General features: G+C 64.5%; 22 protein-coding genes and 1 pseudogene. 4 read left to right on the forward strand and 19 right to left on the reverse strand.

Annotation, left to right across the window (positions count from 1 at the left end):
• Window positions 1–142: 142 nt before the first annotated feature.
• Both EN818_RS20600 and EN818_RS20605 read right to left on the reverse strand, forming a co-directional pair.
• On the reverse strand, window positions 143–1,042 hold the full coding sequence (locus tag EN818_RS20600) for a LysR family transcriptional regulator (RefSeq protein WP_095806267.1): 900 nt from the start codon (window positions 1,040–1,042) through the stop codon (window positions 143–145).
• 3 nt (window positions 1,043–1,045) lie between these two features.
• Window positions 1,046–2,245, reverse strand: coding sequence for an amidase (locus EN818_RS20605; protein ID WP_129553815.1), 1,200 nt, complete (start codon window positions 2,243–2,245; stop codon window positions 1,046–1,048).
• A 542-nt stretch (window positions 2,246–2,787) separates the two neighbouring features.
• Between EN818_RS20605 and odc2 the strand changes: the two genes are divergently transcribed.
• Together odc2 and EN818_RS20615 are read left to right on the forward strand one after the other, a co-directional pair.
• Window positions 2,788–3,921: an ornithine/lysine decarboxylase gene (gene odc2, locus EN818_RS20610; RefSeq protein WP_095806265.1), complete on the forward strand. Its 1,134-nt coding sequence runs from the start codon at window positions 2,788–2,790 to the stop codon at window positions 3,919–3,921.
• A 217-nt stretch (window positions 3,922–4,138) separates the two neighbouring features.
• Window positions 4,139–4,753 carry an N-acetyltransferase gene (locus EN818_RS20615; RefSeq protein ID WP_095806471.1) on the forward strand — a complete coding sequence of 205 codons (615 nt, stop codon included), beginning with the start codon at window positions 4,139–4,141 and terminating at the stop codon, window positions 4,751–4,753.
• A 77-nt stretch (window positions 4,754–4,830) separates the two neighbouring features.
• Here EN818_RS20615 and EN818_RS20620 read toward each other — a convergent pair whose 3' ends face one another.
• The 4 genes from EN818_RS20620 to EN818_RS20635 form a co-directional block, all read right to left on the reverse strand.
• Entirely contained in the window at window positions 4,831–5,115 is a 285-nt protein-coding gene (locus EN818_RS20620; protein ID WP_095806470.1) for an SCP2 sterol-binding domain-containing protein, read from the reverse strand.
• 226 nt (window positions 5,116–5,341) lie between these two features.
• Window positions 5,342–5,866 (reverse strand): hypothetical protein, encoded by a 525-nt coding sequence (locus EN818_RS20625; protein WP_095806264.1) that lies wholly within the window; start codon window positions 5,864–5,866, stop codon window positions 5,342–5,344.
• A 79-nt stretch (window positions 5,867–5,945) separates the two neighbouring features.
• On the reverse strand, window positions 5,946–6,368 hold the full coding sequence (locus EN818_RS20630) for a hypothetical protein (RefSeq protein ID WP_095806263.1): 423 nt from the start codon (window positions 6,366–6,368) through the stop codon (window positions 5,946–5,948).
• Between the two features lie 8 nt (window positions 6,369–6,376).
• Window positions 6,377–6,946, reverse strand: a complete 570-nt coding sequence (locus EN818_RS20635) for a rod-binding protein (protein ID WP_245420351.1) — start codon at window positions 6,944–6,946, stop codon at window positions 6,377–6,379.
• 447 nt (window positions 6,947–7,393) lie between these two features.
• On the opposite strand from EN818_RS20635, the pseudogene EN818_RS20640 reads away from it, so the two are divergent.
• Window positions 7,394–7,979 (forward strand): annotated as a pseudogene (locus EN818_RS20640) (transglutaminase-like cysteine peptidase).
• Window positions 7,980–8,010: 31 nt separating this feature from the next.
• Here the strand turns inward: EN818_RS20640 and EN818_RS20645 are convergent.
• Genes EN818_RS20645 through flhA form a run of 3 tightly spaced genes read right to left on the reverse strand, consistent with a single transcriptional unit; the run spans window position 8,011 to window position 11,232 of the window.
• Window positions 8,011–8,394, reverse strand: a complete 384-nt coding sequence (locus tag EN818_RS20645; protein WP_095806261.1) for a hypothetical protein — start codon at window positions 8,392–8,394, stop codon at window positions 8,011–8,013.
• Between the two features lies 1 nt (window position 8,395).
• Window positions 8,396–9,148 (reverse strand): flagellar biosynthetic protein FliR, encoded by a 753-nt coding sequence (fliR, locus tag EN818_RS20650; protein ID WP_095806260.1) that lies wholly within the window; start codon window positions 9,146–9,148, stop codon window positions 8,396–8,398.
• Window positions 9,145–11,232, reverse strand: a complete 2,088-nt coding sequence (gene flhA, locus EN818_RS20655) for a flagellar biosynthesis protein FlhA (protein WP_095806259.1) — start codon at window positions 11,230–11,232, stop codon at window positions 9,145–9,147. The genes fliR and flhA overlap by 4 nt, the downstream gene beginning before the upstream one ends.
• Before the next feature lie 220 nt (window positions 11,233–11,452).
• Here flhA and EN818_RS20660 point away from each other — a divergent pair, with 220 nt between their 5' ends.
• Window positions 11,453–13,234: a chloride channel protein gene (locus tag EN818_RS20660; RefSeq protein WP_095806258.1), complete on the forward strand. Its 1,782-nt coding sequence runs from the start codon at window positions 11,453–11,455 to the stop codon at window positions 13,232–13,234.
• Between the two features lie 3 nt (window positions 13,235–13,237).
• On the opposite strand, the gene EN818_RS20665 is transcribed toward EN818_RS20660, so the two are convergent.
• The 10 genes from EN818_RS20665 to EN818_RS20710 all read right to left on the reverse strand — a co-directional run bounded on the left by EN818_RS20665 (window position 13,238) and on the right by EN818_RS20710 (window position 23,220).
• Window positions 13,238–14,881, reverse strand: coding sequence for an MFS transporter (locus EN818_RS20665; RefSeq protein ID WP_095806468.1), 1,644 nt, complete (start codon window positions 14,879–14,881; stop codon window positions 13,238–13,240).
• A 174-nt stretch (window positions 14,882–15,055) separates the two neighbouring features.
• Window positions 15,056–16,918 carry an asparagine synthase (glutamine-hydrolyzing) gene (gene asnB, locus EN818_RS20670; RefSeq protein ID WP_095806257.1) on the reverse strand — a complete coding sequence of 621 codons (1,863 nt, stop codon included), beginning with the start codon at window positions 16,916–16,918 and terminating at the stop codon, window positions 15,056–15,058.
• 246 nt (window positions 16,919–17,164) lie between these two features.
• The gene (gene fliQ, locus EN818_RS20675) at window positions 17,165–17,431 is read right to left on the reverse strand and encodes a flagellar biosynthesis protein FliQ (protein WP_135904628.1); all 267 of its coding nucleotides are present in this window, start codon (window positions 17,429–17,431) and stop codon (window positions 17,165–17,167) included.
• Window positions 17,432–17,451: 20 nt separating this feature from the next.
• The gene (gene flgD, locus EN818_RS20680; RefSeq protein ID WP_095806256.1) at window positions 17,452–17,859 is read right to left on the reverse strand and encodes a flagellar hook assembly protein FlgD; all 408 of its coding nucleotides are present in this window, start codon (window positions 17,857–17,859) and stop codon (window positions 17,452–17,454) included.
• A gap of 6 nt (window positions 17,860–17,865) precedes the next feature.
• Entirely contained in the window at window positions 17,866–18,303 is a 438-nt protein-coding gene (flbT, locus tag EN818_RS20685) for a flagellar biosynthesis repressor FlbT (RefSeq protein ID WP_095806255.1), read from the reverse strand.
• Window positions 18,300–18,647, reverse strand: a complete 348-nt coding sequence (gene flaF / locus EN818_RS20690; RefSeq protein ID WP_095806254.1) for a flagellar biosynthesis regulator FlaF — start codon at window positions 18,645–18,647, stop codon at window positions 18,300–18,302. Before flaF ends, flbT begins: the two co-directional genes overlap by 4 nt.
• A gap of 22 nt (window positions 18,648–18,669) precedes the next feature.
• On the reverse strand, window positions 18,670–19,719 hold the full coding sequence (locus tag EN818_RS20695) for a flagellar hook-associated family protein (protein ID WP_095806253.1): 1,050 nt from the start codon (window positions 19,717–19,719) through the stop codon (window positions 18,670–18,672).
• Window positions 19,720–19,722: 3 nt separating this feature from the next.
• Window positions 19,723–21,177 (reverse strand): flagellar hook-associated protein FlgK, encoded by a 1,455-nt coding sequence (gene flgK / locus EN818_RS20700; RefSeq protein ID WP_129553817.1) that lies wholly within the window; start codon window positions 21,175–21,177, stop codon window positions 19,723–19,725.
• 32 nt (window positions 21,178–21,209) lie between these two features.
• Window positions 21,210–22,463, reverse strand: coding sequence for a flagellar hook protein FlgE (locus EN818_RS20705; protein WP_095806251.1), 1,254 nt, complete (start codon window positions 22,461–22,463; stop codon window positions 21,210–21,212).
• An 88-nt stretch (window positions 22,464–22,551) separates the two neighbouring features.
• Window positions 22,552–23,220, reverse strand: a complete 669-nt coding sequence (locus EN818_RS20710; protein ID WP_095806250.1) for a response regulator transcription factor — start codon at window positions 23,218–23,220, stop codon at window positions 22,552–22,554.
• Window positions 23,221–23,381: the final 161 nt, after the last annotated feature.

Below are 23,381 nucleotides of genomic sequence, written 5' to 3' on the forward strand. Positions count from 1 at the left end.
CTGGCTGCGATTCCATCGATTTCGGAGGTGGCCCCGAGAGTTATCAGAAAGCGGGCGAAATTGGGACGTGCCGCCAAAGCGTGTCGCGCGAAACGGATTCAGCCGGCGCGCTCTTACGCTGCAGACTTCTGGGCGACATGCATCACGCGCCGTCGCGGGTCCTGAACCAGTGCACCAGGAAATCAACGAAGACACGCACCTTGGCAGGCAGATAGCGGCGGTGCGGGTAGACGGCGAAGATGCCGCTGCCCGACAGGATGCGATCGTCGAGAACGCTGACCAGCCGGCCGGCCTCGATGTCGGGAGCAGCGATGAAATCGGGCAGGATGGTGAACCCCAGCCCCGACACGGCAGCAGCCCGAGCCGCCATCGGGCTGTTGACTTCGATCGGGCCGGAGACGGTCACGCTCACCGTATCCTCGCCGTCACCTTTGAAGCGCCAGTTGGCGAGCGAGCGGCCATTGGTGTCGACGATGCAAGGCATGCTGGCGAGATCCTGGGGGCGCGTCGGCTTGCCATGCCTTGCAAGGAACTCCGGCGACCCGCAGAGCCTGACCGAGAACGGCGCCAGGCGCCTGGCGATCAGCGACGAATTCTCCAGCCGCGAAATGCGCACGGCAAGGTCGAAGCCCTCCTCGACAAGGTCGACGAAGCGGTCGTCGAGATGGATGTCGAGCACGATGTCGGGATGCTGCTTGGCAAAGTCGATCAGCGACTGGCCGATCGGCGCATCGGCGAAGGTGCGGGCCGCGGAAAGCTTGATCCTGCCGCGCACGTCGCCGGAGGATTCGCGCACGGCATCGGCCAGGCTGTCGACCTCGCGCACGATTTCCGAGGCGCGCTGATAGTAGGTGTGGCCGGCCTCGGTCATCGAGAACTGCCGCGTGGTGCGGTTCAGAAGCAGCGCGCCAAGCTCGTCCTCCAATTCCCGCACATATTTCGACAGCAGCGCCTTCGAGCGGCCGATCTTGCGCGCGGCGGCCGAGAAACCTTCCGCCTCGACCACGTCGATGAAGGCGCGCATGCGGGTCAATGTGTCCATGGCTCAGGCCTTTCGCGCCGCCTCGAGAAGTTTGCGGCCGAGCCGTATCAAGGCCATGTCGCTGCCGGAAGGGCCTAGCAGCGACAGACCGAATGGCGCGCCGTCGACAGACCCGAGCGGCAGCGTGATCTGTGGGAAGCCGGACAGGCCGGAGAGGCAAAGAAGATGCAGCGCCCGCTCACGATAGGCCTGCAACTGGTCCGGCGAATTGCCGATGAGCGGGGCCGCGCCCGGAACCGTCGGCAGCACGAGAAAGCTATTGGCGCCGAGCAGATCGGCGAGCTCGGAGCGGAAGGCCAGCCGACGAGCGGTCTCGGTCTCGACAGTCTTGGCGTCGATCGCGCGGCCGAAAGCGAAGCGCTCGTCGACTCCGAGGCCCAGCCCACGATCGCCGCTCGAAATCCACTCGCCATGCACCTGCCAGGCTTCAAAAGCCTGCAGCCGGCGAAAGCACCAATAGAGCTCGTCTGGCGAGGAGGCGAATTGACGATCGACGGCCTCCGTTTCGCCGAAGACGTCGGCTGCTCGCGCCTTCATCGTCCCATATTCGCCGGTTTCGGCCGGACCGGCGACGAAGGCGTCCAGCCAGCCGATCGACAATGGACGATCGAGCGCCTGCTGATGCGGATCGGCCCCCAGCAGGAGCTTGCCGACCCTCTCATAAATATCGATGTCGCGCGCGAACCAGCCGAATGTGTCGAAGCTGGGGGCAAGTTTCATCGCACCGTCGAGCGAGATGCGGCCGTGCGTTGCGCGCAGTCCGATCAAGCCGCAGAAGCTGGCCGGCGCTCGGATCGAGCCGCCGGTGTCGGAGCCAACGGCGATATCGGCGAGCCCGCCCGCCACTGCCGCAGCCGAGCCCGACGACGAGCCGCCGGTGACGCGCTCGGGCGCGGCCGGGTTCACCGGGAAGGGGAAATGCGCATTCTGGCCCATCAGCGAGAAGGCAAGCTCGTCGGTCTGCGTCTTGCCGACGAATCGCGCGCCGGCATCGAGAATCACCTGCACGGCGGCCGCCGTCTGGCTGGCGGCGGCAGCATCCTCGAACTTACGCGGGTTGCCGCAGCCGGTCCGGAAGCCGGCGACGTCGTAGATGTCCTTGATGGCCAGGCGCAGGCCGGCAAGCGGACCAGATTCCGCATTGATTACGGGTAGTTGGCCTAAATCGAGGAAGGCGTTCAGTGGGCCATGAGTTGTTGGCATCGTTCGATTTCCGGATACGGTGTCCCAAAGATTGTTCGATGCCGCAAATTTTACAACCGGCGCCTACGATTTTTATTGATTGTGAAAACCTTCGCTCTTATATCGCGGTTGCCCAAAGTCGCACGTGCCTGTGGGTGTCCGCCGATCCTCGAATGGTGAGGGCAATCGGTAAGGTAACTGGAGCCAACCACTCCAGTCGGTCAGTGGCCAACCACAAGATCGAGGACACCTTGAAGCAACGACGGTGCGGGCCTTTCTGGTTCTCTTCCGGTTGTCCAAAGACCGGGGTTACTAAAGAGGCACACCTTCATTGCCGGCAGTGCGGACGGGTTCTCCCATCCAAGCCAAGGCAGACAAAGCGAACCGAGGCCGGGCAAGGCCAAGGTTCACCGCCGCGAGACGGCGATCCGTGGTTCCGGGGTCTCCACCGGCTGGTTCCATGGATTTTCCGTCCCGCCTTTGTCCACCGCGAGTTCGCGAGGCCGAGCGCCCGCGTCCCGCAGCCTTTGTGCGCGCCGCAAGGCGCAGATGGAGAGACTTTGATGGCAACCCAGCGCATCCTCGACTTTCTCGCCACCCGACGTCCCAACGGCCCCTGCCTCGTCGTCGATCTCGACGTCGTGCGCGACAATTTCCGCGCCTTCCAGAAGGCGTTGCCCGATTCCAGGATCTACTATGCGGTGAAGGCAAATCCGGCACCGGAGATCCTGCGCCTGCTTGCTTCGATGGGCTCGTCCTTCGACACCGCATCCGTTGCCGAGGTCGAGATGGCGATGGATGCCGGCGCGCCGGCGGACCGCATTTCCTTCGGCAACACCATCAAGAAGGAACGCGACATCCTGCGCGCCTATCAGCTGGGCATCCGCCTCTATGCGGTGGATTGCGTCGAGGAGGTGGAGAAGATCGCTCGCGTCGCGCCGGGCTCGCGCGTGTTCTGTCGCGTGCTCACCGACGGCGAGGGCGCCGAATGGCCGCTGTCGCGCAAGTTCGGCTGCGTGCCGGCGATGGCGGTGGATGTGCTTCGCCACGCCAAGGGGCTGGGACTCGACGCCTACGGCGTGTCGTTCCATGTCGGCTCGCAGCAGACGGATCTGACGGCCTGGGATCGCGCGCTGGGCGATGCCAAGAAGGTGTTCGCGACGCTCGCCGAGGAAGGCATCGTGTTGAAGATGGTCAACATGGGCGGAGGCTTCCCGACCCGTTACCTGAAGGACGTGCCGGTGGCACAGGCCTATGGCCAGGCGATCTTCTCGGCGCTGCGCAAGCATTTCGGCAACGCGCTGCCGGAGACGATCATCGAGCCGGGCCGCGGCATGGTCGGCAACGCCGGCGTCATCAAGTCGGAAGTTGTGCTGATCTCGAAGAAGGCCGACAACGACAACGTGCGCTGGGTGTTCCTCGACATCGGCAAGTTCGGCGGCCTCGCCGAGACCATGGACGAGGCGATCCGCTATCCGATCGTCACTCGCCATGACGGCTCGGAGACCGCGCCTTGCGTGCTCGCCGGTCCGACCTGCGACTCGGCCGACGTGATGTACGAGAAGACGCCTTATCCGCTGCCCTTGTCGCTGACCATCGGCGACGAGGTGCTGATCGAGGGCACCGGCGCCTACACCACGACCTATTCGTCGGTGGCGTTCAACGGCTTCGAGCCTCTCCGATCCTACGTGATCTGAAGGCGCAAGCCTTCAGATCATCCGGTGCGGGCGAATTCACCGCCCGCTCCGGCTCGCTTGTGGAACAGATCTCCGCCGGTGAAGGATCGCGGATATGGACGTTGCAGATTTCATAGTTGAGAATTCCGTGCGCTGGGTAGTCTCTCCCCTCGAGGGAGAGATTGCCGCGCATCGGCCCGAGGGGGTCGGTTTGACCCGACTCGGCCGCCTGCGGCAGATGGACAGGGGCGCTCCACGCGCGGCGACCCCCTCAGTCGACTTCGGCGACATTTCTCACTCGAGCGGCGAGATTGCCCGCGCGTTTTCGATTGTTGCCGAAGGCATCGCCGACGTGGCGGCGCGCGAGCTTCTGCTCGACCGGGCCATGGGGCCGAAGCGCAAGAAGAAGTCGTCCGAGAAGCTGCGGCGCGGCCGGCGGCCGTCGGAAGGCCTCGCCTTTGTGGCACGCGATCTGTCGGGCGCGATCGTGGGGACCGTGCGGCTCTGGGACATCACGCTTGGCGAGAATGGTCCGGCAGCGCTCCTGCTTGGCCCGCTCGCCGTCGAGCCGACGTCCAAGAACGCCGGCATCGGCTCGGCGCTGATGCAGCACGCAATCGCCGAGGCGGCGCGGCTCGGCCATGGCGCGATCCTGCTCGTCGGCGATGCGCCCTATTACGGGCGGTTCGGCTTCTCGGCCGATCGCACCGGCTCCCTTGCGATGCCTGGCCCTTACGAGCGGCACCGGTTGCTTGCGCTGGAATTGAAGGAAGGTGCGCTGAACGGCGTCAAGGGCACGATCAGGGCGGCGGGCCGCAAGATCAAGGGGCGGGCGCTGGGCTTCGCCGCCTGACGCGGAACGAACTCGTCACCTGGTGCTGCCGATGCGGCGTCTCGCGGCGCCGCATCGCGCCAACTTCTTATGGTCGATCAGCCGAGCAGCTGGCTGAGCGCCATGGCGACCGTCATGTCGCCCTCGACCTTCAGCTTGCCGGCCATGAAGGCCATGGTCGGGTTGAGGTCACCGGCGATCAGCGAGTCGAGGTCCTCGAGCGAAAGCTTGACCGTGCAATCGGTCGGGGCGTCGGTCGTCGAGACTGTGGCGCCGTCGATGACGATGACACCGTCGCTGCCGGTGTCGAACTTGACCGAATGCTCGAACCCCGCGCTCGCCACGCGCGACCTGATGCTTTCGGCAATCTCCTGAACGCCCATGGCGGTTCTCCTATTCATTGCATTGAAGCGCATCGGCGCTTTCTCGGCCGAGCCGCATGTCGCGACCACGGTCGCTGCCGCATATAGCTTCGGATTGACGTTTACGTCAACGCGGTCGCCATGCGCCATGTCGCGCCGCCGCGCGAAGGACGCTTTAGGCCTTTATTCTGATGCATGTCGTTGTCCCAGAACCGTTGCACACTTCTGGGCCACATGCATCGCGCGATCAATGCTCGGTCTTGAATGCCTTGGTCATTTCCTGCGCGGTTTCACCGGCGCCCTTGCGGCGGCGCAGGGCGTTGTCGCGGATCTCGTCCTTGGACAGGAAATTGACCTGGTCGATCAGCACCTCATGCACCAGTTCGACGCCGACGCGGGCGTTGATGGTGTCGCGAAGGGCCTTGCGGAAGGCATCGAGATCGATCGTGTCCTTCTTGGTGAAGTCGATCTGCGGGTTGGAGTAGAGGTAGGAATAGACCTGGTCGGTGATCAGCGCGGGCGCCGGGATCGACAGCTTCTTTATCTGGTCCGGCTCCACCGTGTAGACCAGCTTGGTCAGGAAGTATCCGTCGATCCTGGCGTTGCGGATCAGCGGCACCGAGATGATGTCGGTCTTGACGTAGTCGAGACCGCCCAGCATCGGCTTCGGCGGTTCGCCGACGCCTCGCTCGCTCGCCGCCTGGAACGAGAAGAAGACTGCGCCGAGCGTCACGGCGCAGATCCACAGCGCGGCGGCGATGAACTTGATCATGCTTTATCGGTCTGTCTGAGCATGATGCCTGTCCAAGGACCGGCAGCACTTTTTGCCCACGCAGTCCAGCGGTCCGGGATCATGTTCTTGCCCATCCGAACTCGCTGGCGGAGTAGGTGCCGTCGGCATCGGCGCGCTGGATGGCGTTCTTCAGCAGCGTGGCGACCTCGTTGACGGCGTTGAGGTGGGCAAGGATCGCGGCCTCGTTCTTGGCCAGCTTCTGGCGCAGCCTCGACAGACCCTCGCGATGCTGCTCGAGGAATTCGATCTCGTTGGCGCCCTTCAAGGCGCGGGTCAGTTCGTAAAGATAGCGGCTCTTGCGCGCATTCGAAGCCTTCAGGTCGTAACTGGTCCCACTGCGGATGCCGGCCGTCTCCTCATCCACCGCTTCCTCGATGCGGCCGATGATGGCGGCGAGGTTGCCCGGCCGCGCGAAGGCGGCCGGCGTTTCCGGCGCGCCGGTCCGTGCAGGCAGATAGGAATAGTCCGATTGTTCGGCCATGTATGTCCCTAGATATTGATGTCAGTCTTTGTTGCCGCGTCGTCGCCGGTCATCGACCGCGCGGCCTTGCGCTCGAGTTCCTCGAGCATCGAGATAGACAGTCTGGTTTGCTGGTCGATCTCCGTCTTCTGCGGCCCGCCGGAAACCGGGCCGACCGGCACCTTGCGCTGTCCGTCGAGATAGTGGTCGGTCAGCATCGATTTCGCGATGCCGATGCCGCCGCGCGCCGCCATGACATTGGCGAGCTGTTCCGATAGTTGCGATTTCCACATGTCGCCGGCCAGGCCCTTGCCGTAAACGCCCTCGACATCCTTAGGCATCATGTTCTGGATGAAGGTCTGCAGCACCATCGCCTCGAAGCGCTGGAATTTCTTCGCAGGGTTTGCCGCTTCGGCCTTGTCGGCCGTCGCGCGCGACAGCAGCGAACCGGCATCAACGGATGCGGTCTGGTCAACCGAGAACGGTCCCGCCGCAGCGCCAACGCGCTTCGCGAGCGCCGCACGCGCAGCCTCGACATCGGCCGGCTCGGCGGCGCGCGCAACGTCCATCACGATGTCGCTGGGGGGTGAGATCGCCAAGAAGGGTCCGCCTTTTGCCGCGCTTTGGTATCTGCACAATGGCTCAACAAGCTTGTGGCAGGCTTGCGAGGAGCGGAAAGGCGGCAGGCACACTCTGCTGTAAGAATCACAAGCGGCGGCCCCGCTTGGGATCTCCTTCTATGTCGCGGCCGAACCCGGTCCTGCTTGGGCCATGGCCGAGTCCGCTTCGTTTCGATCCCGCCGATGACCGAACGCATCAATGTGGTGACATGGATAGTATTTCATATTGAAAGCCGTGGGAGCGTCTGAACGCGGCCGAAGCCCATCCTGCACGGCCTTGGCTTTCCGCTCATAGCTCAAGTGTTATTTTCCGACGTTGTAATATGTTAGCGACCGTGCCCCGCTGCCGGCCAGATTTGGCGCTTTAGAAACCGCTCATTAACTCGGCCCGCTCATCCTTAAAGCCACGCATTGGAGACCTCGATTGTGAAACGCGATGTCGCGCTGTTCGCATTTTTGCTGTCGCTTGCCTGCCCATTTGCCGCGCAGGCCGGGACGATGATGGAGACCAGCGGCAAGGTGTTCGCACCGCCCGCCTTCTATTCGTTTTGCAGCCGCCAACCCGGCCTGTGCAGCACGGCGGGCGAGAAAAAGGTCGTCACGCTGCGGCCTGGGCTGAGCGCGCAATTGAACCAGGTGAACCGCTCGGTCAATTCACGCATCACCGAGCTAAGCGACCAAGCCACAGTGGGCAAGGACGACGAGTGGCGCGTGCCGACCGTTTCCGGCGATTGCGAGGATATCGCGATCTTGAAGAAGCTTGAGCTGATGAAGCGCGGCTGGCCGCCCTCGGCGCTGCTGCTTACCGTGGCAAGCCGTCACGGCGAAGGGCACGGTGCTGACGGTGCGCACCAGCGAAGGCGATCTGGTGCTCGACAATCTCACGAACTCCGTTCGCGACTGGGCCAGCACGCCTTACAGCTATTTCGCTCGACAGGCGCAGGGGAATGGCAGGCGCTGGGAGCGGATCGGGGCCGCCAAGCCGGTCGGGACGACCGCGACTGGCAGCTGACGCGAGTTTTCCTCGCCGCGGTAGACCGCTTCTATTCATGTCCCCGCTTCTGGCTGATGAGGTCCAGCCGCTCGCGGTCGGTGCGCTCGCGCTCGTCGCGACGGCGAACATCCTTGTAGGCGCGCTCGACCATGTTGGTGCGTGCCGTCGCGGTGGCGATCAGCGCCGCTTCCTGGCGAGCACTCTCAAGGTTCGCCTCCTGCTGCTCCAGCGCATTGGCGATGCGGCGATGGTATAGCTCCGGAAACAGGCCGGCCAGCGAGCCGTCGGCGTCGAAACGCTCGGTAAGCTGCCTCGCCTCGGCTTCGGCCGCGGCGGCGGCCGCGAGGAAGCCGGCATGGCGGGTCTCGTGCAGCGCCTTCAATTGCTCCTGCACCAGCACCAGCTTCTTCAGGCGATCCTTGCGCGTGGTCATTTCACCTCGCCAGCGTCAGGTCGACGAACCCATCGACGAACAGCGACAGCAAGGTTCCGATGGCGAAATAGAAGATGATCAGCCCGCCGGCGATGACGAAGGGCAGCGAGATGAAATAGACCGGAATCTGCGGCGTCAGCTTGTTGACGAAGCCGATGGTCAGGTTGACCAGGATGGCATAGGCGACGAAGGGGCTGCCGAGGCGGATGACCAGGAAGAACGCGTCCGACACCGTGTCGGTGAGGTCGACCAGCGCGGCCTGCGGGTTGAAGAAGACGTTGACCGGGGCGACCGTGTAGGACGCGACCAGCGCGCGCACGATCTCGTGGTCGAAATCGAAGACGAAGAGCAGAAGCAGCGCCGAAAACGAGATGATGGCGGCAAGCGCCGCCTGCGGCTCGGGCTCCTCGATCGCCGGCCCGCCGGAGCCGCCATAGCCGATCATCATGGCGATAGCCGAGCCCATGAAGCGCAGCGCCTCCATGTAGAGCCTGGTCATGGCGCCGATCAGCCCGCCGACCAGAAGCTCCGAGACGATCATCGGCGCCAGGATCTGCGGACGCGGATCGACGAAGGGGAAGATGCGGTCCCACAGGAAGGCGAGCAGGCCGCCGGTGGCGGCGACCGAAACGAACAGCCGGACCTGGAGCGGCACGCGGGCGCTCGACAGGCCCGGCATCAGCATGAAGCAGGCGCCGATGCGGCAGAAGGCGAGGAAGGCGGCGATGACGACGCCTTGCGAGAGCGCGTTCACGAGATCGTCCCGAGCACCTTGATCTCGACGCCCTTGGCGATCTCGACATGGGAGAGCACGGGAAGCGTCGTGAACAGCCGCTCGATGATCATGCGCACATAGGGGCGCGCGTCCGGCGCGGTGACAAGAACGAAGCGCTCGCCGGCCTCCAGATGCTTGCGGATCGCCTTGGTGGCGTCCTGGCCGAATTCCTCGAGTTGGCGCGGGTCGATGTCGAACTCGCGCACCTCGCCTTTGGCGTCACGCTTCAGGCTCTGATGGAAGGCGAGGTCCCAGCGGTTGCCGAGGCGCAGCACCTTCAGCATGCCGCCCTCCGAGAGGTCGCCGCAAATCTGCTGCGCCATGCGGATGCGGACATGCTCGACGATCTGCTCGGTGCGGCGCACATGCGGCGCGATCTCGGCGATGGCCTCGATGATCAGGTGCAGATTGCGGATCGAGACGCGCTCGGCAAGCAGCAGCTTCAGCACCGCCTGCAGGCCGGGATAGGAGATATGCGAGGTGCAGATCTCGTCGGCGAGCTTGCGGTATTCGGGGTCCTGGCGTTCGAGCAGCGCCTTCATGTCCTTGTAGGACAGGAGCTGCGGCAGGTTGTTGCGGATGACCTCCGAGAGATGGGTGAGCAGCACCGACATGTTGTCGGCAAAGGTGAAGTTCTCGCGTTTCAGATCCTCGGCGAAAGTCTCCAGCACGGAATAGGCGCGCATGCCGAAGGCCGGCTCGCGGATCTCCTCGCCGGGGATGTCGGGCACGCCACGCGTGCCGAGCAGCACCATGATCTCGCCGACCCGCATCTGGTACTCGGCCACGACCGTGCCGTGGACCTTGATCTGGTAGCTTTTCGGCGGAATGGCGAAGTCGTCGGCGACGCGCACTTCCGGCACCACGAAGCCGTATTGCTGGGCGAATTTCTTGCGCATCTTGGACATGCGGAACACCAGCTCCTGGTGCGCCACCAGCAGCCTGGTCGACAGCTGCTTGCCCATCAAAAGCTCGATCTCGGCGGTGGCAAGCGAGGCCTTGACCGAGTTCTTCTCTTCCTCGGCCTTGTCGGCCTTCTCCTTGTTCTTCTGGGCTTCGGCGACGGCCAGCGCCCGGCTGTGGCGCAGCGGTATGACGTAGCCGAGACCGGCCATGGCGCCGGCGAGCGCAAAGAACGGGAACAGCGGCAGGCCGGGCATCAGGCCCAGGATGATGAGCAGCGAGGCCGCCACATAAAGCGCGCGCGGATGCGCGCCGAGCTGGCCGAAAACGGCCTGGTTGGCCGAGCCGCGGGTGCCACCCTTGGAGACGAGCATGCCAGCCGCGAGCGAGACGATGAGCGCCGGAATCTGGGTGACGAGACCGTCGCCGACCGACAGCTTGATGAAGACATCGGCTGCCTGGCCGAGGCCCATGCCGTGGCGCAGGTAGCCGATGGCGATGCCGCCGACGATGTTGATGGCGGTGATGATGAGGCCGGCGATGGCGTCGCCGCGCACGAATTTGGAGGCGCCGTCCATGGAGCCGAAGAAGGAGGATTCCTCCTCCAGCTCGCGGCGGCGCAGTTGCGCCGTCTTCTCGTCGATCATGCCGGCCGAGAGGTCGGCGTCGATCGACATCTGCTTGCCGGGGATGGCATCGAGGGTGAAGCGCGCGCCGACCTCGGCGATGCGGGTGGCACCCTTGGTGATGACGATGAAGTTCACCACGATCAGGATCATGAAGACAATGAGGCCGATCACGAAGTCGCTCGACATCACCAGCTTGGAGAAGCCAGAGATCACATAGCCGGCGGCATGCGTGCCTTCGTTGCCATGCGACAGGATCATGCGGGTGGTGGCGATGTTGAGCGACAGCCGCAGCATGGTCGCGATCAGCAGCACCGTCGGGAAGGACGAGAAATCCAGCGGCCGCTGGATCCACAGCGCCACCATCAGGATCAGCACCGAGAGCGCGATCGAGAAGGCGAGGCCGATGTCGATCAGGAAGGCCGGGATCGGCAGGAATAGCACCGCCAGGATGACGACGATGCCGAGGGCGAAGAAGACGTCGCGGCCGTTCTTGGCCACCAGGCCCGACGGGAGTGTTTCGCTGATCGCCATATCGTCCCCAAATTCCAGTCTGCCGCGCAAGGCAGCCTTTCGACCGTAGTCCTCCAAGCTTGCGCGAAGGTGGGAGACCGGCTACGTCCCGAGCTTCGTATTTCGGCGCAGCGCCAAAATGGCGCCACAAGCGATCGGCATTGCGGTTGCCACGCAATGCCGCCGGGCGTATCAGGCACGGCAGCTTTCCATCACCCGCATACGCCGGCGAGCCGCTCCGTTGCCTGCCAGAAACGAACCGCAAGTCTATGCCCGCCGGCTTCGCGCGGTGCTGATCAGTTCGATCCCCGTGCTCGAGGCGCGCGGCATCGTCATCGTGCTGATGGCGGGCCTTGTCGGCGTGATCGCGGGCGCGCTGGTCACCGGCATGAGCGAGTTCGTGCAAGGCATGCACTGGCTGCTCTTCGACGTGCAGCCGGGCGGAAGGCTCTCGGCGATGTTTTCGCTGGCCAGCCCGGCGCAGGCGACATTTCCGGCAATCGGCGGCCTGCTGCTCGGCCTCTCCGTGATCTGGCTGCGGAAGCGGAAATTCCGCACGCCGGTCGACCCGATCGAAGCCAATGCGCTCTATGGCGGGCGCATGTCGCTCACCGATACGTTCATCATCGTCGGCCAGACGATGATCTCCAGCGGCTTCGGCGCCTCGGTCGGGCTCGAGGCAGGGTACACCCAGATCGGCTCCGGCATCGCCTCGCGGCTGGCGCGCGCCTTCAAACTGCGCCGCAACGACGTCCGCGTCCTGGTCGGCTGCGGCGCCGCGGGTGCGATCGCGGCCGCCTTCGACGCGCCGCTGACCGGGGCATTCTACGGCTTCGAGCTGGTCATCGGCATCTATTCCGTCGCCAATGTCGCGCCGGTGATGACGGCATCGATCGCGGCCTCGCTGACGGCGGAAATGTTCGGCGGCGTGCCGTTTCCGCTTGAACTGTCCGGCCTGCCGACGCTGACCGCCAGCCAATATGTGCCGTTCCTGCTGCTCGGTCTGCTCGGCGGCGCCGCCTCGATCGCCATCATGCATCTGGTGAGCATCGTCGAACGCCTGTTCGTGCGACTGACGATCGACGCCTCGCTTCGACCCTTCATCGGCGGCATCGTCGTCGGGCTGCTCGGGCTGGTCACGCCGCAGGTGCTTTCCAGCGGCCACGGCGCACTGCACCGCGAATTCGCGATGAACTATGCGATTGGCGTGGTAGCCAGCGTCTTCGTACTGAAACTTGCCGCCTCCGCCATCTCGCTGGGCTCGGGATTTCGCGGCGGCCTGTTCTTCGCCTCGCTGTTCCTGGGTGCGCTGCTCGGAAAAGTCTTTGCCGGCGTGATGGCGCTGGCCGCGCCGGCGACGGGCATCGACCCGGCGGTCGCCGCCGTCGTCGGCATGACCTCGCTTGCCGTCGGCGTCGTCGGCGGCCCGCTGACCATGACCTTCCTGGCGCTGGAATCGACACGCGACCTGACGCTGACAGGCGTGGTGCTGGCGGCCTCGATCATATCGGCGATCCTGGTGCGCGAAACCTTCGGGTATTCGTTCTCGACCTGGCGCTTCCATCTGCGCGGCGAGACCATCCGCAGCGCCCACGACGTCGGCTGGATGCGCAGCCTCACCGCGGGGTCGATGATGCGCAAGGACGTCCGCACCATCGATGCCGCGACGACGCTGGCCGAGTTCCGCAAGGAAATCCCGCTCGGCTCGGCGCAGCGCGTCATCGCGGTCGAGCAGGGCCAGCACTATGTCGGCGTGCTGCTGGTCGCCGAACTGCACAGCGATCTGTCGGACGGCGCCACACCGGTGCGGGCGATGGCCCAATTCAAGGATGCGGTGCTGGTGCCGTCGATGAACGTCCAGTCGGCCGCCGAAACCTTCCAGCGCGCGGGCGCCGAGGAACTGGCCGTGGTGGAGGATTTCGACGATCGCATCGTTCTTGGTCTGCTCACTGAAAGCCACCTGATGCGGCGCTATGCCGAAGAACTCGACAAGGCGCGGCGGGATCTCTCCGGCGAGGGGTAGAAGTCAGTGCTCGATCGGGCCCTTTGGCGAGACAAGGGCCGTGCCGGCGGTCGTCGGGCGCTCGATCATGCGGCGCACGCGCGGTGGGTTCTCGCCGCTGTGAAGAGCGCGGATGCGCTCGCCGACGACGGCGTCGGCATGGGTCGCACGCCGGTTGTGGCGGATGTACTCGATCCAGGTCGGTGTGTGGTAGTGCTCGATCCAGATGCCGGGATTTTCCAAATCGCGGGCGAGCGTCCAGTTGCGGGCGCCGTCGCGGCGGCGGATGCGGCCGCGCTCGGCCATGGTGGCGAGGAACTCCGGCACGTCCTCCTCGCGAATGATGTATTCGATCATGATGGCGATGGGGCCGCTGCGTGGCTTTAGATCGAGCGCCAGCATCGGTTCCTTGAAGCGGTTGAGCGGATCGAGATTGAGCGTCGGCTGCTGCGGCAGCGGCAGGAAGAAGCCGATGGCGCCGCCGGCCAGCATCGCGACCGCGGCCGCGATCAATGCGGTCTCGGCGCCATGCGCGTCGGCGACGACACCCCAGATCCAACTGCCCAGCGCGATGCCGCCGAAAGTCGCTGTCTGGTAGACGGAAAGCACGCGGCCGACCACCCAGCGCGGCGTCGACATCTGCACCGTGACGTTGAAATGCGAGAGCGCAATCACCCAGCAGGCGCCGCCGATGAGCAAGCCCGCCGATGTCTGCCAGGCATTGAGGCTGACGGCAGCGTTGAAGGCGCAGAGCGCGAAGCCGGCGAAGGCCATGCGCACCATCATCTCGCTGGATAGCAGTTGTCTCAGCCTGACGCTGATCAGCGCGCCGCCGACGGCACCGATGCCGAAGGCGCCGAGCATGATGCCGTAGGTCAATGCATCGCCTTTGACGACATCGCGCGCCACCAGCGGCAGCAGCGCCAGCACCGCGCCGGCACTGAAGCCGAAAGCCGAACTGCGGACCAGCACCTTGGCGATGTTGGGCGACATGGCGACATAGCGCAGGCCGGCGCCCATCGCGGCGCCAAGCGACTCGCGCGGCAGCGTCGGCTCGGGCAGGCTCGGCTTCCAGCGGAACAGCACGAAGATCAGGCCGATATAGCTGATGGCGTTGGCGGCGAAGGCGGCGGCTGCGCCAGCGGCGGCAACGATGACGCCGCCGATCGCCGGGCCAACGCTGCGCGTGATATTGAAACCCATCGAGTTGAGCGCGATGGCGGCCGGCACCTTGGCGCGCGGCACAATATCGCCGACGGAGGCTTGCCAGGACGGGCTGTTCAGCGCCGTGCCGCTGTCGATCAGGAAGGTGAAGGCAAGCAGCGTCCACGGTGTCATCCAGCCGAACCAGGTGAACATGGTGAGCAGCGCCGAGACGACCAGCATGAAGATCTGTGCCACCAGCATGACCTTGCGGCGGTTGAAGCTGTCGGCGATAGCGCCGGCGACGAGCGCGAAAAGCATGATCGGCAAAGTGGTGGAGGCCTGGACCAGCGCCACCTGGTAGGAAGAGGTGGCAATGGTGGTCATCATCCAGGCGGCGCCGACGCCCTGGATCAGGCCGCCGAAATTCGACACCAGGCTGGCCGACCAGACGGCGCGGAAGATGCCGTGCTGGAAAGGCGCCAGCGCGGAGACGCGTTCGCTTTCCGGCTCGTCATCGATCATGATCGTTGTCCCGCCTTTGCTGCAGGTTTCCGCCCGCCCCACAAGCCTCGGCCGCGCGGCGACTCGCCAAGGATCGTGGTCCAACAACAGTAAGGCAAAGGCGAAAATGCGTCGGTGCGGCCTTAGGCCAAGCATCTTGCGGGTCTGGACCAACCAGCCCTTCCTGAAACTGCGCTAGCGGCCGTCCCTTGCTGCGGCGTGCAGCGCCTCAGTCAGGCCGCTGATCGTTTCGCCGCCTGTATTGAGGCGCAGCAGCATTTCCATGCCGACGAGCCGCAGCCGGGACGATTCCTGGCTCCTTGCCAGCTCGATAAGATCATCCAGCTCGGATGCCGACCATTTCATAGCGTCACGCAAGTGACCGCCGCGCAGCAGGCCTTGCGTTCCGGCCGAGAATGCCGCTGACATCTCAAAACCGATCTTTGACGCATTGACGTTTTCTCGCGGCAGGTGCTGTTCCGCGACCTTCTTCAGCAGCCATTTGCCGGTTCTGTTGCGGTACTTCTGACGCCTCGGCAGATGGATGGCGAAATCGATCAGCCGGTTCTCCAGGAAGGGAACGCGAAGCTCGACGGACGCAGCCATGCTGAGACGGTCATGCCGGTGCAGCAGGTCCTGCAGATGCGAATAGAGATCGTAAAGGCAACTTGCCAGGAAGGCGCGGTCGCTCTCCGGGTTCACGCCCTCGAGCCGGTCGAACAGCTTGGTTTGCAGGAAATTCAACTCCGGCGACAAGGCCCTCAGCACGATGTTGCGATCCCATGGCGAGCCGCGGCCGATCGAGTTGCGGAAAGGAGCGCGGCGAAGCTGCGCGAATTTCCGATCGACCGACTTTGAGCGAAGCAGGCGCCGCAGCCACGAGGGGCGCCACAACCTCATGGTGGACGCCTGCCATTTGTAGCCGCCGAACAGTTCGTCCGCGCCCTCGCCGGTGAGCAGCACCTTGACGCCATCTGCCCGGCATCGGTCGGCGAGCGCCAACAGGCCGGCCACGCTGGCGTGCCAGCCGTCGCTTTCGAGATGCCAGATCGCGCGCGGCCAGAGATCGAAGAACCCGTCCCGGTCGATGGGCACGCGGCGGAGACTGACGCCGACGTGGCGTCCGGTCCGCTCGGCGCTCCCAGCCTCGCTGCGGCCGAGCTTTGGATCGACGACATAGCCGTGCATCCGAGGCCTGTAGCGCCTCGCAAGTGCCGTGATCAGGCCGGAATCGATGCCGCCGCTGCAGGCGGTGGCGAGGTTGGCGTCGGCGATGCAGTGCAGCTCCACGCTTTGTTCCAGCAGTCCCGCAAGCGCCGCCATCTGCTCGGCGTCGGACGTCCTGTCGCCGACGATGCGCGATGTGTCGAGGACGTCGAGCACATGCCAGTACCGGCGTTTCTCGACCGTGTCTTCGGTGATCTTCCAGAGCCCCGCAGGCGGCAGGCGTTCGATACCGTCGAAGACGCTGAAGCTCGAATCGCGGCTCTGCCAGGCCAGCCGCAATGTGATCTCACGCGCGTCTGCTTTCAGCGCAAAGCCGGCGCAGGCGAGGATCGCCTTATCCTCGGAGGCAAACAGCAGCCGCTGGCCGGTGTCGGCGAACGACATCGGCTTGATCCCCAGCCGATCGCGGGCAAGCCAAAGCGCGCCGTCGCGGGCATCGAAATAGGCGAATGCGAACATGCCGTCGAACAGCGGCACGGCTTTGTCAGGGCCCCAGTGATGCAGGGCCAGGAGCACCACCTCGGTATCGGAGACGGTGCGAAATTGCAGGCCTTCCGCTTCCAGGTTCTTGCGCAGCGAGCGGTAATTGAAGACCTCGCCGTTGTAGCACAGCACGCCGTCGCGGGCCGCGGTCAGCATCGGCTCACGCGCTGCAGGGGAGGGGTCGATGATGCTGAGCCGGCGATGGCCGAGCGCCAGCCTAGCGTTGCTCCAGCTGTCGTGATCGTCAGGGCCGCGATGCGCCAGAGCCTGCATCATGCGGGCAATGTCGGAACGATCACCGGCGCCGATCGGAGCGCGCTTTCGCCAGACGCCGGCTATCCCGCACATGGCCCCTCGGCCGCCTTTGCCTGATCCATCGCGTCCCCGAAGACCGTCCTACACCGCCGAAGACGGCGCGGGTCACAATCTAGAGCAGTTCACCGTTTCACGGAAACGGCAAACCGCTCTATCCCTTTGTTTTGACGCAACTCCGGACGGAAAGCCGTTTCACGTTTTTCCTGGAATTGCTCTAGCCGCGACAAGACGGGCCGCAAGCGGTCTTCCGGCTCAGGACATCGAGGTGACGGGCACGGATCAGAAGCCGTGCTCGATGCGCTCGAAGATCACATTGGTGAAGGCCGAGATCTGGCTGCCGATGAACGGGCCGGTCAACGCCACCACCAGCATGATGGCGACGATCTTCGGCACGAAGGTCAGCGTGATCTCCTGAATCTGGGTCAGCGCCTGGATGAGCGCGATGCCGATGCCGACCGCCGTCGCCACCAGCACCACCGGCGCGGAGGCGGTGAGCACCGTCCACACCGCATACTGGACGATATCGAGGGCGTCGGCCTCGTTCATGGCTGGATCGCGCTGTCTGCCTAGCTGGCCGGCTTGATCGAGACGCCGGTGCCGACCGGGACTTCCGTGCCGTTCTGCAGCACGGCGATCAGGCCGCTACTGGCGAGCTTCACCGAAGCAACCGTTCCGGTCGTCTTGCCGTCGGCGGAGGTGATCGAGCGGCCGATCAGGGCGTCTGCCTGCGACAGCGCCGAGGACTGGATGATCTGGTCGAGCTTGGTGTTCGCCTGGACCGACTGCTCCACCTGCGAGAACGTCGCGAGCTGCGCGACATATTGCGTGGAGTCCATCGGCTTGGTCGGATCCTGGTTCTTCATCTCGGCAATCAGAAGCTTCAGGAACGACTGGTAGTCGACCGCGGTCTTGGAGGTCGCCGTGGTGGTCGAGTTGGCGCCCGCCGGAATGGTCGTCGTCATGTCAACGGTCATCGTCCCCTATGCTCCCATTGCCAGCGCGCGCGGCGGTTCCACAACGTCGTCATTGCCGCCAAGCGCGCGGCGTTCCAGTGGATACAGCGCCCGGATCGCCTTCAGCGCTTCGTAAATGTGATCCTCGCCGACCATGCGATCGATCTGCTTCAACGCGCTGCAGATTTCACCGTCTTCGAAGCTGGCGATCAGCAAGGGCAGCGAGCGGCGGAACATCTCGCGGGCTTCGGAGGCGCCCTGCGGGTTCATCAGCATGATCTGCACGATGAAATAGAGCTGCTTCAGCGGCGTCGAGGCCTGGTCGGCCTGGATGACATGGCTCTCCAGCAGAAACTGGACGTCATTCATCAGCTCGAGCGAGACCTTGCGGTCGACGCGGATGACGGCACCGTTGATGTAGATCTTCTCGTTCGGCTTCAGCGAGATCTTGAGCGTGTTGGTCATTGGATACCGTCCCGGATGATCTGCGACACCTCGATCAAGCCTTCGAAATTGCTGGTTCGGCCCTGCCGAATGTCCTCCGTCTCGCGCAGCAGCCACAGGCCGATCGAGATCAGGTTGGCGCGCAGTTCCTTCGGCAGGGCATTCTCGCTGGAGCCGAGATCCTCGACGAAGGTGGTCCAGATGCGATTGGTGAAATGCAGCGCCTCGACCGCTTCCATCGAGTCATGGCCGACGGCCGCTGCGGCGGCCAACATGTCGATCGAACGGGTCAAGAGCTGCCGCTCCCGGTCCTTGGCATCGGCGACGGAGTCGGTCTGGATGTCGGCGTAGGAGAATTGATACATCGTGGAAGCTCGGTTCCGGTTGTCAGGTCAGGTAGTTCAACAGGCTGAGTTGCTGCAGGCGCGCGGTCAGGGCGAAGGACGTCTCAATATGCTGCGTCAGGTCGGCAACGCGGGTCGCGGCCTCGGAGGGATCGACGCCTTCGAGGTCGATGATGTGCTTCTCGAAGAGATCGACCTGGGTCTTCATGCGGTCGCTGGCGTCGGAAACGCGCTTCTGCGCGAGGCCGGCTTCGGACTGCACCTGGACGATGCCGCCGATGGCTTCGCCGACCAGCTTCTGCGCGCGGCTGACGATCGTGTTCTGGCCCGCCTCGCTGATTTTGCCGGTAAAGAGAGTGCTGACCATGGCAGCCGCCATGGCGAGCTTGCGGATGCCCTGCTCGTTGGCGCTGACCGAGGTCTGGGTGGTCTCGCTCAAGGCGATGCGGCTGGTGATCTGATCGTCCGTCGCGCTCGACCAGTTGGTCTGCCAGCCGGAGCCCAGGAATTGCGGCTCGACGGCGGTGGTGATGAAATCGTCCATCTGGGCGGCGGTGATGCCCGCGGCGGCCGGGTCGTTCTGGGGGAATCCGAAGTAGCTGGTGAAGGCAGCATCGAACGCTGCCTTGGCGGGTGAACCGGCGGCGCTGAAATCGTCTATCGGCTTGACGTCGGTGTTGGTGCCGGCAAACAGATATTCGCCATTCACGCTGGTGTTGAGGATGGCCGTCATCTGCTGCAGCGCGGTGGCGCCGGAGGTCTGCGTGACGCTGGTCGAGGAGTCGCCCGACACGGCGCTGGTCAGCGCCGTCAGCAGGTCCTGCGCGACATCCGACAGCTGGCCAAGCGAATCCTGCGTCGATGTCAGGCGCGCGGCGACCAGCGAATTGGAATCGATGATGCCGTTGAGCCGGTCGAGATCGCGCTGGAAGGTGACGGCCTGGGTCGTGCGCCCGCCAAGCGCGAGGCCGACATCCGCCACCTTGCCGGTCTGGGTTTCCGTCGTCGCTTTGACGAGATCAGCCTGCATGCGCATCTGCTGGTAGCGCAGGGCGTTGGAGATGGCGGCTGAGGAAACGGCTGTCGCTTTCATGGCTTATCCCACCGCGCCCAGCAGGGCATCCAGCATGTCGTCGACGGTCTTCATCATGCGGGCCGATGCCTGATAGGTGTGCTCGAGGTCGAGAAGCAGGGACATTTCCTGGTCGACATTGACGCCGGTGTCGTTCGACAGCGCCTCGGCCGTGCGCGTGGCCAGCGCCTCCTTGGCGTCGGCATTGGTCGATGCCTGCTGGCGCACGCCCTCGAACCAGCCGATCGCGTTGGCCGCATAGTCGGAAACGCCGGAGGTGATGGTGATGCCGGCAGACGTATCGAATGCCATCGGTTGATCCAGCCTGTCGGAGTAGGCGATCAACAGGTCGGAATAGGAAGCGGCGCCAGCGGTGTTTGAGACATAGGCCAACCCGTTGGCACCCCCGTCGCGCAGGAGCGCGGGGTTGCCGCCGGCGCTCGGATCGAAGGCGGCGTTGACGCTGATCGAACCCGCGAGGCCGTCGACCAACGTGCCCGCCGGCGGGATCGACGGCGCGCCCGACCAGGTGAACAGGCCCGCGGCGTCGGGCTGTGCCGGCGCGGTCTCGGCGAAGGCGGTGATGAGGCCGCGGGCGATTTCGTCGAGCTGGCTCTGCATGGTCGAGGCGACGCTGTCGCGCAGCTTGATCATGCCGGCAAGCTTGCCGACGGCGGTGGTGTTGTCGCCGGAACCGGCCGACAGCGGCACGTTGTCGATGTAGACCCTGCTGCCGGCAGCGCCGGCCGAATAGCCGGACGACGGCGTGAATGTCACCGAACGCGGCACCGTCTCGAACAGCGTCGTGCCGTCGGTGGTGGTGATCACCATGTCGTTGTCGCCGCGCGTGAAGGTCGAGATCGGAACGTATTCGGCGATCTTCTTCAGGATCGCGTCGCGCTGATCGAGCGCGTCGGAGACGTCGGTGCCCGAGCGGGTGCCCGAGATGACAGCCTTGTTGGCGTCCTGAAACTGACCGAGCAGCGAATTGAGATCGCTGACGGCGGTGGCGATCTGGCTGTCGGTCTGGGTGCGGAAGTCCTGGATTGCCGTGGTGCCGTCGTTCAGCGATCGCACCGCCTGCTTGGCCGCGTCGATGACGTTGGCGCCGAGGTTCTGGTTCGACGGCGTCGTCGCGTAAAGCTGCAGCGCCTGCTGCAGATTGGCGATCGCGGTCGAGGCGGACGATGCGTTGTCGACGCCGTTGACCGACAGGTCGAGCTGGTCCATGCCGGCATACAGCGCGCTCTGGCCGCTGGAAGCCGAAAGCGCGCTCAGGTTCTGGCGAAACAGGAGATCGTTGGTCGCCCGCTGGATTTCCACCGATCGGGCGCCGGGCGCCGTGCTGGTGACCACGGCGACGCGGCGAGCATAGTCTGTGTTCGACGCGTCGGCGACATTGCGCGAAACAACGCTGGTCTGCTTCGAAGTGGCCAGAAGCGCCGACTGGGCGATGCTCAATGCGGTGGAAAGCGACATGCGGGTCTTTCACGCGGGCCGGCGCCCGCCGGTTATCTCTTCAAGTTGACCAGGACATCCATCAAATCGGAACCCGTCTGGAAGACCTTGGAATTGGCAGTGTAGCTGCGCTGCGCTGCAATCATGTTGGTCAGTTCCTCGGCGATATCGACGTTGGAGTTCTCCAAAGCCCCCGAGACGATGGAGCCAAGCTTGCCTTCATTCGCGAAGCCGATGCGCACAGTGCCGGAGTCGGCGCTCTGCACGTAGACATTGCCGGGCATGGCGGTGAGGTTGTCGGGACTCTGGACGTCGGCCAGCGGGATTTTCCAGAGCGGCTTGGTCGAGCCGTCCTCGAACTGTGCGTAGATGATGCCGTCGCTGCCGATCTGGATCTTCTCGATCGTGCTTGGCGGATTGCCGTTGACGTTGGCATTGGAGACGGTGAAGCCGGCGCCGAGTTGCGTCAGCTTGGACAGATCGAGGTCGAGGGTCGCGCCGTTCGGCACCGTGAAGGAGATGCCCGTGGTCGCACCGGTGAGCTTGCCGGTGGTGGTGTCGAAGGTGAGATTGGCTGTGCCCAGCGCGCCGCCCGTGTACGGGAAGGACGTGCCGGCGGTCGCTTGCGACTGGTCGAAGACCGAGACCTCCCAGGTGCCGGTGCCGGTGTTGGTGAAATAGACGTCGAGCAGCACCTTGTTGCCGAGATTGTCGTAGGCAACCAGCGAGGACTTCGAGGTGTACTCGGCGGTGGGATCGTTGCTGGAGGGCAAGGGACCGGAGGGCGGCGTCGCGCCGGCCGGCAGGTTGCCATTGAAATTGCCTTCCGTGCTCGGCGTCGCCGTCATCTCCTGATCGGAGATCTGCACCGGCACGAGGCCTTCGAAACCGTTGGCGGTCGCCGCCGGATCGCCATTGGCGTAGCTGTAGGCCATCAGCTGATAGCCGGCGGCGTTGACCAGCTTGCCCTCGGCGTCCGGCACGAAGGCGCCGGCGCGCGTGAGATAAGGGGTGCCGCCGGCATCCTGCACGACAAAGAAACCGTCGCCGTTGACGGCGAGATCCGAGACCGAGGTCGTGTATTGCAGCACGCCCTGCGAACCGATGGCCGAGCGGATGGTGGTCGTGACGCCGCCGGAATTGTATGCGCCGCCGGTGGTCGGCATGATCAGCGTCGAGAATTCCGCCGAGGAGCGCTTGTAGCCGGTGGTGTCGGAGTTGGCGATGTTGTCAGCCACGGTGGACAAGCGGTTGGCCTGGGCATTCATGCCGGAAACGCCGGTCCGCATCATTCCGTAGAGGCTCATCGATACTTCTCCGCAGTGCCTGGTGGAAGCTACAAGCTATGCCTCTTGTCTTGCGCGAGGCTGGCGGGGCAAATGGTTGCGCCGGCCATCAAAACACCAGCCGATAGCCGAGGAACCGCTTGGAATCGATCGGGTCGTGACCGAGCCTCTCGCGCAGCTTCTTGCGCAGCTTGCTGATGTGGCTCTCCACCACGTTCTCCTCGACCTCTTCGTCGAAGATGCCGTAGATGGCGTTGAAGACCTGTGTCTTGGTCACGCGCCGGCCGCGATTGCTGGCCAGATATTCCAGTATCCGGCGCTCACGGCGCGGCAGCGGCAGCGGCTCGCCATCGATCTCCGGATCGCGCCCGTCCATGAAGATGCGCATCGAGCCGACCTCGGTATAGGCCGCTTCTTCATGGGCTCGGCGGCGTATGGCGCTGATGCGGGCCAGAATCTCGCGGATATGGACAGGCTTGCGCACCACGTCGTCGACGCCGCTTTCGAACAGCCGCAATGTGTGTTCGAGCGAATGCTGTTCGCTGAGCGCGATCACTGGCGCGCCGGTGCGGTCACGGATCTGGCGCGGCGAGATGGCGCCTTCGCGGCAGTCGCCGATGAGGAAGGCCCTGACCGATCTCAGATCGGTGTCGGCTGCGGAACTCACCCACTCGCCGAACTCGCCCGGCGCGAACCCCGCGGTGGCAACGCCCTCGCGATCGAAAAGTGAGCTGTAGCCTTCAGTTACGAGCTCGCGCTCATCAACGATCACGATCATCGGCCCGCCCTCCGAATCATCTCATCTGCCCCGTGCGGAAAGGCCTAGCGGGTGCGGCGAATCCTGAAAAACCGTCATTTCTTGTAGCTATTTTCTTGGGAGTTTTTTGGAGAGCCGTAATAAAGCGGTCGCGCGGGTGACGTGGCAGCGACAAGGCGCAG

Origin of the sequence: Mesorhizobium sp. M3A.F.Ca.ET.175.01.1.1, assembly GCF_004791945.1 — a bacterium.
Lineage (GTDB): Bacteria > Pseudomonadota > Alphaproteobacteria > Rhizobiales > Rhizobiaceae > Mesorhizobium.

Bases quoted from the DNA above. Each gene is read 5' to 3' on its own strand.
- EN818_RS20600 (WP_095806267.1), bottom strand. From the start codon at position 1,042: ATGGACACATTGACCCGCATGCGCGCCTTCATCGACGTGGTCGAGGCG.
- EN818_RS20605 (WP_129553815.1), bottom strand. From the start codon at position 2,245: ATGCCAACAACTCATGGCCCACTGAACGCCTTCCTCGATTTAGGCCAA.
- odc2 (WP_095806265.1), top strand. From the start codon at position 2,788: ATGGCAACCCAGCGCATCCTCGACTTTCTCGCCACCCGACGTCCCAAC.
- EN818_RS20615 (WP_095806471.1), top strand. From the start codon at position 4,139: ATGGACAGGGGCGCTCCACGCGCGGCGACCCCCTCAGTCGACTTCGGC.
- EN818_RS20620 (WP_095806470.1), bottom strand. From the start codon at position 5,115: ATGGGCGTTCAGGAGATTGCCGAAAGCATCAGGTCGCGCGTGGCGAGC.
- EN818_RS20625 (WP_095806264.1), bottom strand. From the start codon at position 5,866: ATGATCAAGTTCATCGCCGCCGCGCTGTGGATCTGCGCCGTGACGCTC.
- EN818_RS20630 (WP_095806263.1), bottom strand. From the start codon at position 6,368: ATGGCCGAACAATCGGACTATTCCTATCTGCCTGCACGGACCGGCGCG.
- EN818_RS20645 (WP_095806261.1), bottom strand. From the start codon at position 8,394: ATGACCACGCGCAAGGATCGCCTGAAGAAGCTGGTGCTGGTGCAGGAG.
- flhA (WP_095806259.1), bottom strand. From the start codon at position 11,232: ATGGCGATCAGCGAAACACTCCCGTCGGGCCTGGTGGCCAAGAACGGC.
- EN818_RS20665 (WP_095806468.1), bottom strand. From the start codon at position 14,881: ATGATCGATGACGAGCCGGAAAGCGAACGCGTCTCCGCGCTGGCGCCT.
- asnB (WP_095806257.1), bottom strand. From the start codon at position 16,918: ATGTGCGGGATAGCCGGCGTCTGGCGAAAGCGCGCTCCGATCGGCGCC.
- fliQ (WP_135904628.1), bottom strand. From the start codon at position 17,431: ATGAACGAGGCCGACGCCCTCGATATCGTCCAGTATGCGGTGTGGACG.
- flgD (WP_095806256.1), bottom strand. From the start codon at position 17,859: ATGACCGTTGACATGACGACGACCATTCCGGCGGGCGCCAACTCGACC.
- flbT (WP_095806255.1), bottom strand. From the start codon at position 18,303: ATGACCAACACGCTCAAGATCTCGCTGAAGCCGAACGAGAAGATCTAC.
- flaF (WP_095806254.1), bottom strand. From the start codon at position 18,647: ATGTATCAATTCTCCTACGCCGACATCCAGACCGACTCCGTCGCCGAT.
- EN818_RS20695 (WP_095806253.1), bottom strand. From the start codon at position 19,719: ATGAAAGCGACAGCCGTTTCCTCAGCCGCCATCTCCAACGCCCTGCGC.
- flgK (WP_129553817.1), bottom strand. From the start codon at position 21,177: ATGTCGCTTTCCACCGCATTGAGCATCGCCCAGTCGGCGCTTCTGGCC.
- EN818_RS20705 (WP_095806251.1), bottom strand. From the start codon at position 22,463: ATGAGCCTCTACGGAATGATGCGGACCGGCGTTTCCGGCATGAATGCC.
- EN818_RS20710 (WP_095806250.1), bottom strand. From the start codon at position 23,220: ATGATCGTGATCGTTGATGAGCGCGAGCTCGTAACTGAAGGCTACAGC.